A 15,031-nucleotide genomic window follows, 5' to 3' on the forward strand; every position below is an offset into this window, starting at 1 on the left:
CTGTTGTAGATTTTCCACAGCCAGATTCTCCTACAAGTCCGAATGTTTCTCCTTTAAAAATATCAAAACTAATCCCATCCACTGCTTTAACTACATTGGAACCTGATGAAAAATATTGCTTTAAGTTTTGGATTTCAAGAAGTTTTTCCTTTTTTTCTTTCTGCTTAGCTAATCGTTCCTTTTGTTTTTCTTTCGGATCTTCTTCTCTATGCTTTTTAAGAACTTCAGGCGGCATGATCTTTGGCGATTTTTCATGAAGAAGCCATGTGGCTGCATAATGTGTATCCGATACCTTAAACATTGGAGGCTCAAACTGAAAATCAATATTCATCGCATATTTATTCCGATTAGCAAATGCATCGCCAACAGGCAGATGAATAAGATTCGGTGGTGTACCAGGAATGGTCGTAAGCTCCTCTGCTCTTTCATTCAAATTCGGCATAGCTCCTAAGAGACCCCATGTATAAGGATGCTGAGGACTATAAAAAATCTCCTCCACTGTTCCGATTTCAATGATTTTTCCAGCATACATAACTGCCACACGGTCGGCAATATTGGCAACAACCCCTAAATCATGGGTAATAAAAATTATGGACATATTTAATTTTTTCTGTAAATCCTTTAATAGCTCAAGAATCTGCGCCTGAATGGTAACATCAAGAGCTGTTGTCGGTTCATCCGCAATTAATATTTTTGGATTGCAGGAAATAGCCATTGCAATGACAACCCTTTGTCTCATTCCGCCAGAGAATTGATGCGGGTATGATGCCAATCGTTTTTCCGGCTGTGGGATTCCGACCATACTTAACAGTTCAATCGCTTTTTCCTTCGCATCTTTCTTAGAAAGCTTTTGGTGCTTCACAATACTCTCCATAATTTGCTTCCCAACTGTCATTGTCGGGTTAAGGGATGTCATCGGATCTTGGAAAATCATTGCTATTTCTGAACCACGAATATTCTGCATTTTCTTTTCTGAAAATTCAACTAAGTCATTTCCTTCAAAAATAATTTCTCCTCCTGAAATTCTTCCTGGCGGATTCGGAATTAACTTCATTAGGCTTTTTGAGGTAACTGATTTTCCAGAGCCTGACTCCCCAACAATAGCGAGCGTCTCTCCCTTATTAAGATGAAAGGAAACCCCGCGCACAGCCTTTACTTCCCCAGCATACGTATCAAAGGATACTTGTAAGTTTTTAACATCGAGTATTTTTTCCACGTTCACATCCTCCTATTTGCGCATTTTAGGGTCTAAGGCATCTCGAAGACCATCCCCGATCAAATTGAAGCTAATCATGATCATGCTGATAATAATGGAAGAAAAAGCGAGCATATGCGGATAAATTCGCATTAATTTATATCCATCATTTATCAGTGTTCCAAGTGAAGCGGTTGGAGGCTGCAGCCCTAATCCGATAAAGCTTAAAAAAGCCTCAGTAAAAATAGCCGTTGGAATTGTGAACATCGTTGTAATAATAATCGGACCCATTGAATTCGGAATTAAATGCTTCCAAATTAAGCGTCTATCTCGTGCACCAAGCGTTCTTGAAGCTAAAACATATTCCTGCTCCTTTAGCTTCAAAATTTGCCCGCGTACAATTCTCGCCATGCCAACCCATCCTGTAATAACCATCGCTAACGTAATGGAAACGATTCCTGGCTGTAAAACGAGAATCAGTAAAATAACGACGATTAAGCTCGGAATCCCTACTAAAATTTCAACAATTCTTTGCATAATATTATCAATTCGTCCGCCGTAGTAAGCGGAAATTCCTCCATAGGCAACACCGAAAATTAAGTCAATGGTAGCTGCCAAAAAGGCAATGTATAAGGAAATCCGTGTTCCTTCCCAAACTCTTGTCCATAAATCTCTTCCTAAATTATCTGTGCCAAACCAGAAGTATTCCGTTATACCGCCTGTTTCATAGCGGTTCACTCCTTGAATATCGACCCCATTAAAGCCTAACCATGAGACATGCTCTAACCCAGGAACTTTTGGAGGCAAATTTGCCCTAGTCAGATTTTGTTCATCATATCCATGCTCATTCGCATACGGACCAAAAATAGCTAAACCAAGAATAATCGTAATGAGAATTAGTCCTGTAAAAGCCGCTTTATTTTTTCGAAAGCGCCTCCAAACCTCATTCCAATATGTCATGGCTGGACGGGTAATAGCCTCTGGACTCTGCTCGGAAACAGCTGGCTGGAACATCTCGTCTGTGATTATGACTTCCTTATTATTAATCATCATCATTTCGTCCCCCCAGATAACCGGATCCTCGGATCAATCAACCCGTATAAAATATCAACGATTAGCACGACACCAATAAACAGGACACTATAGAACAAAGTCACACCCATTATGACCGAAAAGTCATTCGTCATAATAGATTTAACAAATTGTTCACCAAGGCCAGGGACACTAAATATTTTTTCAATAACTAATGTTCCTGTCATGAGATTGACAGTCAGTGGTCCTAGTATGGTAACAATGGGAATTGCAGCATTTCTAAGTCCATGCTTCAAGATAATGGAAAAGTGATTTAGCCCTTTTGCTTTAGCGGTCATGATAAAGTCTTGTCCTAATACTTCAAGCATTTCTGTTCTCATGAACCTTGCAATAGTTGCAATCACAAAGACGGATAATGAAATGGTAGGCAGGATCGAATACTCAAATCCTTCCCAAAAAGCAACTGGGAGCCATTGTAAACGAACTCCTACCCAATATTGCAATAGACCTGCAAAAACAAAATTGGGAACAGATAATCCGATTACAGCGATCACCATTGCCATATAATCAATTGCGGTATTATGTTTAACCGCAGCAATTATCCCAAGGAGTAGGCCAATAATACACCCAACGAGGATTGATTGTGCTCCTAAGACGGCAGAAGCGCCAATTCTCTCCCCGATAATATCAGTAACGGCCCGGCCATCATATTGGAATGAAACTCCAAAATCCCCTTTTGCAATATTCGTCATGTACTTTACATATTGAATAGGTACAGGCTCATCCAATCCATACCGCTCATAAAGTCTTTCCTTTTGTGACTCGGATAGTCTTTCATCATTAAATGGCGAGCCTGGCAAGGTTTGCATGAGAAAAAAGGTAAAGGTTGAAATAACAAAAAAAGTAATAATCATATAGCCAATTCTTCCGAAAACGTATTTCCACATTTGATTACACCTCCATTTTTTATGTAGAATCTCTGGCGAGTGATTTGGATTTACTTTTTAATATGCAATTTTTATACCAATCTCGACAACTTTAGGTAAAATTCCGAAAATAAATATTTCTCCCACTACTTTGAATAGCAATTGTTTTCTGCTTGTCTACTTTTTTATACACATTTGTAAAATATTTTTAGACAGTGTAAAAAATCATTTGAATAAATTTGCCTATTCCACTTATTCAAAAAAAAACCAAACAGCTCCTAATTAGCACTGTCTGGTTTTCCTTTATCAGTAAGAAAACAGGCAGCTTTCAAATAAAGCTGCCCGTTCCTTTTTAAATAAGATTTTGAAGTGTCCGCGTGCATCTTACTGCTTGATATTAACAAAAACACTTTTCACTTCTGTATAATTTTGCAAGCCGTACTCTCCACCCATTTCACGGCCGATTCCTGATTGTTTGTATCCGCCGAATGGCATTGTTTCCCATTCAAGACCAAAGTCATTAATCCAGACAGTACCTGATTGCAGCTTGCCTGCAATGTAGTGAGCTTTCTTGATATTCTCTGTCCAAACACTTGCAGCTAAGCCGTAATCACTATCGTTCGCACGTTTAATAACTTCATCAATCGTGTCAAAAACGAAGATGGACATGACAGGACCGAAGATTTCTTCACGGGCAATGACCATATGATCTTCTACATCTGCAAAGATGGTTGGTTGCACAAAATAGCCTTTATCAAATGCTTTTTCTCCGCCTGCTACAAGGCGTGCCCCTTCTTTTTTCCCTTGCTCGATATAATTAAGAACAGTTTGCTGCTGTTTTGCTGAAACGAGTGGTCCCATATCTGTTTCAGGATCCATGCCAGGACCAACTTTTAGTGCGTTTGCGCGCTCTGCTAAAGCTTCTACGACATGATCATATTGACTTCGATGTACAAATACACGTGTGCAAGCACTACAGTTTTGCCCATGATTGTACATCGTTCCATTAAATGCACCTTCTATTGCTTCTTCTAGATTAGCATCCTCTAAAATAATGGCTGGTGATTTCCCGCCAAGCTCTAGTGTTACACCCTTTATTTGCTCAGCAGCTTTTTTCATAACTTCTTTTCCAACAGCTGTTGAACCAGTGAATGCGACTTTATCGACATCCTTATGCGTGATAATCGCTTCTCCAGCAATTCTGCCCGATCCTGGCACGATATTCACAACACCGTCTGGAAAACCAGCTTCTTTAAACAGCTTTCCAATATAAAGTAGGGATAGCGGTGTTTCGCTTGCCGGCTTAATGACAACTGTACAGCCGACAGCAAGTGCCGATCCAAGCTTCCATGCTGCCATGGCAAGAGGGAAGTTCCAAGGAATAATTTGGCCTACAACACCAACTGGCTCATGAAGAGTATAGGTGACATAATCCTTCGAAATATTAGTTGTCTTCCCAAAAACCTTCGTTGCCCAGCCAGCGTAATATCGGAAGTGCTGGATAGTTCCGTCTACATCATCCGAAAGCGCGACTTTGTATGGTTTTCCATTATCCAATGATTCTAGCTGTGCTAGCTCTTCGCGGTTCTCTTCTAATAGATCCGCAAATTTATAGATTAGATGGGAACGCTCGGCCGCATCCATTTTTGTCCATTCACCTTCATCAAATGCCTTTCTGGCAGCAGCTACCGCAACAGCAATATCATCCTCTTGTGCTTCGCTTACTTCCGCAATGACTTCTTCGTTAGCTGGATTGACGACAGTAAATGTTTTACCACTGTTCGCTGGAACATATTCACCGTTGATATAAAGACCTTTTACACCATCTAAAAATTCCTGTACTTTCGGTTTCAACGTATAATTTGTCGCTTGCATGTTCTCTCTCCTCCATTAAACTTAGTTTTTGATAGTTTCTAAACTAGCAAGAAGTTCTTTTAGCTTTTGCTCTTCCTCTTGTGATAAGCCTAAACGTGGATAACGTGCAGGTCCGCCAGCCAATCCTTGCAGGTCCATAGCTCTCTTAACGATTTGTACATATTTACCTGAGCCTTCTAAGAATGAGCAAAGTGGAAGAATACGATCATTAATGGCCCATGCTTTTTCAATTTCTCCATTTTGGAAATGGTTGAACATGTCGGTTACTAGCTTAGGTACGATATTACCAGCAACTGAAATCCAGCCTGTTGCGCCAACAAAATAAGATTCCATAACAAGTTCCTCTGCTCCGCAGAACACTTCGAAATCGCCTTTTCCTTGTCTAGCAAGGTCTCTTACTTTGCCAATTTCTCCACTTGATTCTTTAATATGTGTAACGTTTTCGCATTCTCTTCCGATTTGCAGCATTAATTCTGTGCTCATATTCACACCAGAAGTGAATGGATTGTTATAAAGCATGATAGGAATATTGACAGTATTTGAGACTTCTTTAAAATGGTGATAAATTTCATTTTCTTTTGGCTTCATATAATAAGGATTAATGATTAAGGCACTGGCAGCCCCATGTGCCTCTGCCTGCTTCGTATATTCGATTGTTTCTTTTGTTGTTTCAGCAGCTGTTCCGACGATAACTGGAATACGGCCGTTTACCTCTTTTAATACTGTTTCTACCATTTGAAACTTCTCTTCTTTTGACAAGCTTACAAATTCTCCAGTACTTCCGTTAATAACAAGACCTGAAACACCTTGGTCAAGGAAGTAGTTCACATTATTTTTTACTCCGCCCCAATCAATTTCCTGTGCCTCTGTCATTGGTGTAATTAATACTGGATAAGCTCCTCTAATTGTTGTCATATTCAATTTCCTCCTTTATATGTTAAAATGCATATGCTCAAACGTTAAAAAATGCGGTAAAATAGCACTTTTTAAGTGAGTCTGAATCATTTCAAAAGCTAAATTTAGGTTTGTCAGCCAATTTGGGCTATTTGTAGCCAATTTGAGCAGTTTGTCAGCCAATTTCGGCTATTTATCAGCCAAATCCGGCTATTTATCAGCCAATCTACCAAGCAACACCTTTTAATAAGAATGCTATTTTAATAAAAATCCTGCTGCTAATGGATCCGTTGGGTCTAGCAGATAGGTTTGCATACCTGTGACGAAACCGCGGCTTGTAAATGTAAACGCAAATCCGCTGTCACTTTGATCTGCTAATTGGGAAGTAAGCAAGCTATTAAAAATACTTTCATTTTCAAGCGGCTGTTCCTTAGAAACTCCTTCACTAGAAAGCAGACTTGCATAACAGGCTGCAGTCGTCCCAAAGCCTGGTGAACGGACGATAAAGTTATCTCTGCGGAAGGTAACCGTCTTGATTCGTCCTGTTTCTATTGCAGAATCATCCAATAAAACGATCCTCTGAATCGATTCGTTAGATGTAAATGCTTCATTTACTGCCTGTCCCCAGCTTTGTACATCAGCAAGATCATCCAAATGAAGTTGGAACTGGACATCTTTATTATTAAAAATGGCATATAATTGATCTGCCTGTACAAGGGCGTACTCAGTTTGTAATTCGTTATGGTTCAATGGAACATTCGTTTGAACAACTTGACTAGGCTTCGTTTCTAGCTTAACGGAAACAACCTCGTCATCCTTCATTACTGCGTTAACCTTAATGGCACCGCTAACAGTTTCTAATGTGTACTCATTTGATTCCTTTGGTGATAAATGTCCGCATTCCAATAAAGCAGTAATCACCGCTACTGCCCCAGCATGATGCAATGGCACTGTTTGTTCGTGATTAAAAAAGACAACTGCAGCATCTGCTTCCCTGTTAAATGGTGGAAGCACAAGACAGCCATTTAAGCCGGCAAATCCGCGGGGCTCATTTAATAAAAGCTTGATTTCATCGGCATATGCATGAAAAAACTGTTCATCTAGTTGATCCAAGCTTTCATAATGAATAAATGGCACATCTTTGATAATGCGAAAAGCTTCACCGGCTACGTGAACATCTGTTGCTGTATAAGCCTTTTGAATTTTCATTTCACGTCCTCCATTTCATGTTCCTCCATTGGGGGAATGAGGAGAAATCCTTCTTTAAGCGGATCATCTTCGTTATAAAAGAATTTATGCATGCCCATTAACCAAGCTGATCCCGCAATTCTCGTCACTACCGCGGATACTCCATTGACTTCTGTAGTCTCTAGAACACATCCACGGAACAGTGAACCAACAATACTTTCATGGACAAATTCTTCATCAATGCCAATTTCTTGTTTAGAATAAAGCACCGCTAGTTTAGCCGATGTACCGGTTCCGCATGGAGAGCGGTCAATTCCTCCTGGAGGAACAATGACTGTATTTTTCACATCTGCCTCTTCATGCGTAGGTTCAGTGAAAAACTCAACATGGGTTAATCCTCTAATGAATGGATGTTCTGGATGAATAATTTCAGTTTCTTCGTTAATCGTATTTCTAATTTTGATCGCTTTTTCAATGATTTTTGATGCATTTTCTGGCACTAGCTCTAATCCAACTGATTTTGCATCAATAATGGCATAGAAGTTACCTCCATAGGCGATATCCGCATTCACTTGGCCGATGCCCTCAACATCTACAGAAACACTTTTAAGCAGAAATGCGGGGATATTACAGAAAGACACTTCCTTTGCCTTGCCGTTTTCAACCTTGATGTCAACCTCCACTAGCCCAGCAGGAGTATCTAGATTGATCGAAGTAACAGGCTCCTGAACAGGAATTAATCCCGACTCAATTAATGCTGTACAAACACCGATTGTGTCATGCCCGCACATTGGCAAATAACCGCCCGTTTCTATATAAATCACACCAATATCTGCATCAGGATGACATGGATCTGTTAATAACGCTCCAGACATGACATCATGGCCCCTTGGTTCATTCATTAGTAATTTGCGAATCCAATCATACTCTCTTTTCATGTGGAGCATTTTTTCAGACATCGTTTCTCCCTTGAGTTCTGGAAGACCGCTAATCAATGTCCTCGTTGGATTCCCACCTGTATGTGTATCGATCGTTGTAAAGACTCTATTTGCCTTCAAATGGTCAACACCCTTTCTATCAAATCTTCCATGGCAGATTTGCGCCCAAATTTTTATCGGGCATCGCCCGATAATTCCCACTAAAAAATCTGAGGCATCCGCCGGAGGCTTAACTTTATTCAGCAAGGGTATAAACCCATGTTGAAATAGTTATATTTTTTGCATTTATCTCCCACTTACAGAACAGGAGATGAATGCTGAATAGAGTTAAACCGGTTATAACTTAGCGGCTCAACAGGAATACATGTTTCCTTATTATTAATCAGCTCTTCAATGACTTTTCCTGTAACAGCTGAAAGGCTAATTCCATCTCCCTCATGACCAGCCGCTATGTAATAGTTTGGAATATGCTCCACTTTAGAAACGATTGGCAAATGGTCCTCTGTCCATGGCCGCAAGCCGGCATAGGAACGGATAACCATCATATCCGCCATTTTCGGATAAAAGCGGATCGCACGATTGGCAATGCATTTAAGAATTTCATTATTTACTTTTAAATTGAATCCAACGAATTCTCTGCTGCTGCCAATAAGGAAGTTTTGGCTCTCGGTTGGTTCAAAGACAAGTGCCACCCCATATTTCTCTGTTATCGGGTCAACCCGGCGCTGTCCGCCAAATTTAGAAATTAAATAGCCAAATTCCATGACCTTTCTGGAACCTACATGCTCCTGTCTCGATGCAACAATAATATGACCTTTTCTTGGCTCAATAGGAATACGAAGATCAAGCATTTCTCCCAACTTTGGAGCCCATATCCCTGCTGCATTCACAACATGATTAGCAGTAAACACTCCATTTGTTGTTTCTACAGTAAAGGTCCCATTTACTTCTTTTTTCATTGATTTCACTTCTGTTTGCTTATAGGCTTTTGCCCCTAATTTCTTTGCTGCGTCTAGCAGAGAGAAAGCAAGCATATATGGATTAACGGTGGAATCAGTCGCACATTCTAAACCGCCTAATAAATCATCTGCAAAAAACTTGGATTCCTGGCGAATATCCTGACGGTCAAGCATACGGAATGGCAGGCCAGCCTCTTTTTGACGGTTAACCCATTTCTGTGCTGCCTCCATTTCCTCCTCAGACTCGCAAACAAGGATGCTTCCTGGTGCACGATATTCAAATTTATGCTCTAATTCTCTGCTTAACTCATCAACTAATTTCTGGCTGACTAATGACATTTGACTGTCAAAACCCGGATCTTTATCAATGGCAAGGATGTTCCCGTCACATCTTGATGATGTTCCACTGACAAATTCTCCTTTTTCAAGGATCGTTACGTCTTTTCCAGATTTAGAAGTATAATAGGCAATGGAGCAGCCTATAATTCCGCCGCCAATCACTAACACATCACAATGTTTCACATACTCAATCTCCCTTCGCTAAGTTGCCTTTCATTTTCTAATGCAAGTAACGTGCCAAAAAGCCGTTTGTAACAAAATCGACAATTCATGCTTATTTTTATAAAATTCAGTATCAACATATTTAGAATTTCAAAAAAATTTGATAAACTACTGTATAATATCTTTTACAGTGTGTATATTTTTTTACACGTTTGGAGGGGAAATTGTGTTTTCATTACCGCCGATAAAAAAAATGATCGAAAATAATTTAATTAAATTAATAGTTGGCAAAAATATTTTTGAAAGAGCTGGTAAGTATTTTGTTGATGAAGCCCGAAGCACGGCAGTTAGTATCAATGATTCATTTGAAGCTTTAGTACCAGCCGATTCTCAAGTATCAACAGTCGTTGTTTTAGATTCTGATAAACAACCAATTGGCTATATAACAGCGGCCGAAATTATTTATTTCCTCAATAATTCTTATAATCAACTAAAAGCTTTCTATGAAACTGTTACTAGAACAATGGATGCCTCTGTCACGGTAATAGATGATCAAGAGCGCGTATGCACATGGACTGAAGGGGCCGAAAAAATCTTTTCAGTGAAAGAAAGGGAAATTTTGGGACAGCCCATTACTAATTTCTTCGAGCATAAGGATCTTGAAATTCTGCAGTCGTTACATAGGGGAAAAAGAATTTCCCGTCAGCATCACCAGCCCCGATCGGATTTATTCGTCCTGATTAACTCAAATCCGGTATATTTCAATGATCAAATCATTGGCGCAGTTGTGTCGGAGACAGATGTAACAAATCAGGTCGTTCTTAACGAGAAACTATTCAATATGTCAACAGAAGTTCATCGTTTGGAACAGGAGGTTGCGAAATATAAACACTCGGTTGACCCGTTTAGTTTAATTAAAGGGAACAGCACTGCGCTTAAGCGAACAGTCCAAATGGCAAAAAAGGTGTGCTCAGTTAAATCAACTGTTTTGATACTGGGAGAAAGCGGTGTCGGCAAAGAAGTGTTTGCTAAAGCCATTCATGAAGCGAGCGAAGGAGCTGATTCACCATTTATTTCGATAAACTGTGGCGCTATTCCTGCTTCATTATTTGAAAGTGAATTTTTTGGATATGAACGCGGAGCTTTCTCTGGTGCTGATCAAAAAGGAAAGAAAGGCAAAATTGAATTAGCAAAAGGCGGCACACTGTTCTTGGATGAAATTGGCGAATTGCCGCTTGAAATGCAGGTTAAACTGCTTCGAGTCTTGCAGGAGAGGAAATTTTACCGAGTTGGCGGGGAAAAAGAAATTGAAACGGATTTTCGTGTAATTGCAGCTACAAATAGGAATTTAATAGATTTAATGAACGAAGGGCAATTTCGCGAAGATTTGTATTACCGGTTAAATGTCGTTAGTTTGCAGATCCCCCCTTTAAGAGAAAGACGGGAAGATATTATTGAACTCACTCATTATTTTTTAAACGATTTTTCGATTCTATATCAGAGACCGATTCATCAGTTCTCACAAGAGGTTTTGCAGGAAATGCTGCGTTATGATTGGCCAGGGAATATTCGTGAGCTTCGGAATGTTGTTGAACGTCTCGTTGTCTTTGCGACAGATGGGTCAATTAAAAAGGAATATTTACCTTTTCATTCTCATCCAATTGATAACCATATAGATACAATGACTGAACAAAGTGATTCCTTTGAAATGGACAATACCATCTTGCCTCTTCAAGAGGAAATGGATCAGCATGAGAAAAGAGTGCTAGAAAAAGCACTTCTTATTGCAAACGGAAATAAACTTGAATGTGCCAAAAGGCTCGGTATCACGAGAGCTACCTTATATAATAGACTAAAACGTCTCGGCCTAAGTTAATGCCTTCCTCTAAAATTGGTACGATTTTTGCATAGTATTTTTCATAGTTAGAAAATAGAGGAGGTTTCCAAATGAACAACAAAGAGGCCATTGTAATCTGCCGCTGTGAAGAAGTTACCTATGGCGATCTGCGTTCCACGGCAGAGGAACATCAATGCACAGCTAGGGAATTAAAATTGCGAACAAGAGCAGGTATGGGTTTTTGCGGCGGTCGCACATGCAGAATTCCTTTAGATAGAATCATTGAAGATGTCATTCCTAATATTTCTCAAGGTGATATCCCATTAAAATACCAGCCGCCGATTCGCCCAGTAACATTTGGAACAGTAGGTGAAAATAATGACTAGAATTATAGACCACCCTATTTTAGGGAAATTAGAAGATAGAAAATCCATCCCCTTTACATTTGATGGGAAAACGATTGAAGCATTTGAAAATGAAACGATTGCCGCTACACTTTTAGCAAACGGAATTCGAAAACTGCGGGTTCATGAGGATTGCGGGACACCTCGGGGATTTTACTGTAATATTGGCCACTGTATGGAATGCCGAGTCACAGTTAATCATCAAGCAAACGTAAGAGCATGTCTAACAGTTGTCGAAAAAGACATGGTCGTTGAAAGCGGAAAGCATCTTCCTAATATTGTTAGAAAGATGGTGGAGCAGCAATGATGGATGTCATTATTATTGGAGCGGGGCCTGCTGGATTAGCTGGAGCCATTGCAAGTGCTTCTTCAGGTCTGAAGGTAACCGTAATTGATGAATTTGTAAAACCCGGAGGCAGATTATTAGGCCAGCTTCACCAAGAACCGTCTGGCGAATGGTGGAACGGCATAAAGGAATCAGAGAGACTTCATCAAGAAGCGAAAAAATTAGCAGTCGACATTCGATGCGGAGTGTCTGTCTACAACCTGGAAAAGAACGATGAATTATGGAATGTACATACGAGCATTGGTACTTTGACAGCTCCTAATGTACTAGTGGCCACTGGGGCTGCAGAGTTCCCAATTCCTCTCCCAGGCTGGACTCTTCCTGGCGTTATGTCGATTGGCGCAGCTCAAGTCATGACAAACGTTCATCGTGTCCAAGTAGGTAAGAAAGGGATCATTATTGGAGCTAATATTTTAGCCTTTGCCATTTTAAATGAATTACAATTAGCCGGCATTCGTGTAGATCGAATCATACTTCCAGAAAAAGGCCCATTGAGCGGGAAAGCAGGCGAACCAGAAGAGGTTATGAAATCACTGCTAAATGCAGCACATCTTGCCCCATCCCCTCTACTACGAATGGGAAGTCGTTTCATGAAAAATGGTTGGTTCCGTAAAATGGGGATGAAATTTTTCCCTAAAAATGGGGTAAAAGTAAATGGGACACCGCTGCTCCTTCGAAAAGCTGCTTTAGAAATTATCGGAACCGAACAAGTAGAAGGGGTTCGAGTAGCTGATACTGATGAGTATGGAAACATCATCCCTGGCACGGAAACTATATATGATGCTGATTTCGTCTGTATTGCTGGCGGTTTATATCCACTTGCAGAGCTTACTGCTGTTGCCGGCTGCCCATTCCATTACATTCCTGAGCTTGGTGGCCATGTTCCCCATCATTCAGAAACGATGGAAACTCCGCTTGAAGGTCTTTATGTTGCTGGGAATATTACCGGAATTGAAAGCGGAAAAATCGCCATGGCCCAAGGAACAATCGCTGGTTTTTCTATTGCTAAACATGCTGGTAAAGGCGGTTCAGCCATTGAAGATAAACTGGACCAAGCCGTGCAAAACGTCCATATAGTCCGCGAACAAGCAGCTATTCAATTCAACCCGGAAATTGATAAAGGCAGAAGAAAAATGTATGAGCTGTGGGAAAAACTTTATGCAAACAAAGTTAATGAAAGTTCAAATATAAAAATTAGCTAATCAAAAAAAGGGGATAGTGAGCATACTATCCCTAATTCTTCGCAATACAGCATTTTTCATTTGTTATTATGAGTTCCATATTGGCCTCCTATTGCATGATATTGAAGGATTGGCTAGGATCCCTTAAAAGCTTTGTTCCAACTCATCAACTATTCTGGCTATATTTGCAATAGCAAGCTTCAGGTTCTCTGTAGTTGACATATCAAGTCCCGCCATTTTATATAGATCAAGTCCATTCATACTGCCGCCTTTTTTGACAACCTCTGTCCATTGTTCACCAACACTTTGACCTTCTGTCTTTATTCGCTGTGCAATAATGCTGGATGCCGATATTCCAACAGAATATGTGAATGGATAAAGTCCCATATAATAATGAGGCTGCCTCATCCAAGTCAATTTTGCTCCCTCATCAATCTCTACCGTATCTCCCCAAAATTCAGACAGTATCTTTCCTTTCGTTTCACTAATAATTGAAGTTGTTAACGGTACACTACTTTCCGCAATTTTATAAAGTCTGCGCAACAGCTCAGCTTCAAGAACATGTGTAACACAATTATGATGGTAGCTCATCATTAAATACATATTTAACCACCGATGTAATCTCGGATCGTCTCTATTTTCCCGCAAATAGTCAACAACAAGATGTTCATGCAAGGTTGAAGGTGCTTCAGCGAATAATAATGATTGGGCATTGTTAATAAAGTGTTGATTTTCTGCAGATAGCGAATAATGCATCGTATGCCCTAGCTCATGGCTTAAAAGCATCAGATCGAATAGATTTCCGCCCCAAGGATAGAAGGAATAGCCATGAACACCATGGACTCCGCCTCCAAACGCAATCATTCTTCGGCCAACATTGTCACCTCTGTATACCCATCTTTCTGTGAATACACGCTGGATATGGTCCTAGTACACCAACTGCTGCAGTAATGATTTCCCCGGCCTCCTGATAACTAATTGGCTGGTCAAAATCAGGATCTAACGGTGCCTTTACATCGGAAAACAGTAATTGATCTAATCCGAGTTGACGTTTTCTCAATTTAGCATATCTTTGCATATGCGGTGAAAGTTCAGTACGAAAAGTATCTAATATACTTTCAAAAAAATCGGATGAAATTCCATCAGCGGAGTAAATTTGGGTTCCAGGCGATGAATATTGAAGCAGCATATCTATTGCCGATGAGAACCCTCTTAACTTAGCCAACGCTACATTTTTATTTATTTCGGCGGATAATGTTTTTGCCAGACCATGCTGATATTTCTTTAATCCATCTGATAACGATTGATAGGCATTTCTTCGTAAAATAGTGTCTGGAGATGTTTCTATTTGAGTAAAGTACATATGAATGGAAACAGGAACCTCTTTCCCATTTCGGTCAGTGGCTGGGGCAAATTTTATATCTGAAGAAGTTACAGTAAGAAATAAGGATTCTGGTGTGTTTAATGATTGAGATAGGGAAGCTAATGCTTCTTCCATTTCTGGTGTCAAAAAATGTTTCCGCTTTTCCTCGATCCTTTCTAAAAATCGATTAAATGATAGCAGTTTTACTTCTTCAATAATATATTGATCGAGCTCCTCTTTCGGAATATGTAATAAAGCATTCACAACTTTCATTGTGACATTATTCCCTTTACCAACAAGGATTTGCGAACGCCCTATCATCTTTTGATTTAAAGAATCTGATTTATCTTCCGAGTATTTATACATTGCATAACATGAAGTACGATCTAATT

The 15,031-nt window shown here is 39.9% G+C and carries 13 protein-coding genes and 1 pseudogene; 4 read left to right on the top strand and 10 right to left on the bottom strand.

The features are described 5' to 3' along the window. The 8 genes from V7149_RS06470 to V7149_RS06505 form a co-directional block, all read right to left on the bottom strand. The coding region (locus V7149_RS06470; protein ID WP_335344831.1) for an ABC transporter ATP-binding protein at positions 1–1,216 on the bottom strand (1,216 nt) is incomplete at its 3' end. 12 nt (positions 1,217–1,228) lie between these two features. After that, complete coding sequence (gene opp3C / locus V7149_RS06475; protein ID WP_335344840.1) at positions 1,229–2,245, bottom strand: oligopeptide ABC transporter permease; 1,017 nt, start codon at positions 2,243–2,245, stop codon at positions 1,229–1,231. Between the two features lie 2 nt (positions 2,246–2,247). Then, a complete protein-coding gene (gene opp3b, locus V7149_RS06480) occupies positions 2,248–3,174 on the bottom strand; it encodes an oligopeptide ABC transporter permease (protein WP_335344832.1) in 927 nt (308 codons plus the stop codon). Positions 3,175–3,537: 363 nt separating this feature from the next. Beyond that, positions 3,538–5,028, bottom strand: coding sequence for an aldehyde dehydrogenase family protein (locus V7149_RS06485; protein WP_335344833.1), 1,491 nt, complete (start codon positions 5,026–5,028; stop codon positions 3,538–3,540). A gap of 21 nt (positions 5,029–5,049) precedes the next feature. Next, the gene (dapA, locus tag V7149_RS06490; protein WP_335344834.1) at positions 5,050–5,943 is read right to left on the bottom strand and encodes a 4-hydroxy-tetrahydrodipicolinate synthase; all 894 of its coding nucleotides are present in this window, start codon (positions 5,941–5,943) and stop codon (positions 5,050–5,052) included. A gap of 234 nt (positions 5,944–6,177) precedes the next feature. After that, positions 6,178–7,131, bottom strand: a complete 954-nt coding sequence (locus V7149_RS06495) for a proline racemase family protein (protein WP_335344835.1) — start codon at positions 7,129–7,131, stop codon at positions 6,178–6,180. Beyond that, complete coding sequence (locus tag V7149_RS06500) at positions 7,128–8,168, bottom strand: proline racemase family protein (RefSeq protein WP_335344841.1); 1,041 nt, start codon at positions 8,166–8,168, stop codon at positions 7,128–7,130. The genes V7149_RS06495 and V7149_RS06500 overlap by 4 nt, the downstream gene beginning before the upstream one ends. Positions 8,169–8,344: 176 nt before the next feature. Beyond that, the gene (locus V7149_RS06505; RefSeq protein WP_335344836.1) at positions 8,345–9,529 is read right to left on the bottom strand and encodes an NAD(P)/FAD-dependent oxidoreductase; all 1,185 of its coding nucleotides are present in this window, start codon (positions 9,527–9,529) and stop codon (positions 8,345–8,347) included. 202 nt (positions 9,530–9,731) lie between these two features. Here V7149_RS06505 and V7149_RS06510 point away from each other — a divergent pair, with 202 nt between their 5' ends. From V7149_RS06510 to V7149_RS06525, 4 genes are all read left to right on the top strand, one after another. Beyond that, positions 9,732–11,384 (top strand): sigma-54 interaction domain-containing protein, encoded by a 1,653-nt coding sequence (locus tag V7149_RS06510; protein WP_335344842.1) that lies wholly within the window; start codon positions 9,732–9,734, stop codon positions 11,382–11,384. 71 nt (positions 11,385–11,455) lie between these two features. Then, positions 11,456–11,731, top strand: coding sequence for a (2Fe-2S)-binding protein (locus V7149_RS06515; protein WP_066291766.1), 276 nt, complete (start codon positions 11,456–11,458; stop codon positions 11,729–11,731). After that, complete coding sequence (locus tag V7149_RS06520; protein WP_335344837.1) at positions 11,724–12,056, top strand: (2Fe-2S)-binding protein; 333 nt, start codon at positions 11,724–11,726, stop codon at positions 12,054–12,056. The genes V7149_RS06515 and V7149_RS06520 overlap by 8 nt, the downstream gene beginning before the upstream one ends. Further along, the gene (locus tag V7149_RS06525) at positions 12,053–13,297 is read left to right on the top strand and encodes an NAD(P)/FAD-dependent oxidoreductase (RefSeq protein WP_335344838.1); all 1,245 of its coding nucleotides are present in this window, start codon (positions 12,053–12,055) and stop codon (positions 13,295–13,297) included. Before V7149_RS06520 ends, V7149_RS06525 begins: the two co-directional genes overlap by 4 nt. A 123-nt stretch (positions 13,298–13,420) precedes the next feature. Here the strand turns inward: V7149_RS06525 and V7149_RS06530 are convergent, their stop codons facing one another. Both V7149_RS06530 and V7149_RS06535 read right to left on the bottom strand, forming a co-directional pair. Then, positions 13,421–14,140, bottom strand: coding sequence for a M3 family metallopeptidase (locus V7149_RS06530; protein ID WP_335344839.1), 720 nt, complete (start codon positions 14,138–14,140; stop codon positions 13,421–13,423). Positions 14,141–14,156: 16 nt separating this feature from the next. Beyond that, a pseudogene (locus V7149_RS06535) lies at positions 14,157–15,031 on the bottom strand (hypothetical protein); the annotation flags it as partial.

The organism is Bacillus sp. JJ1503 (assembly GCF_036965125.1).
Lineage (GTDB): Bacteria > Bacillota > Bacilli > Bacillales > Cytobacillaceae > Cytobacillus.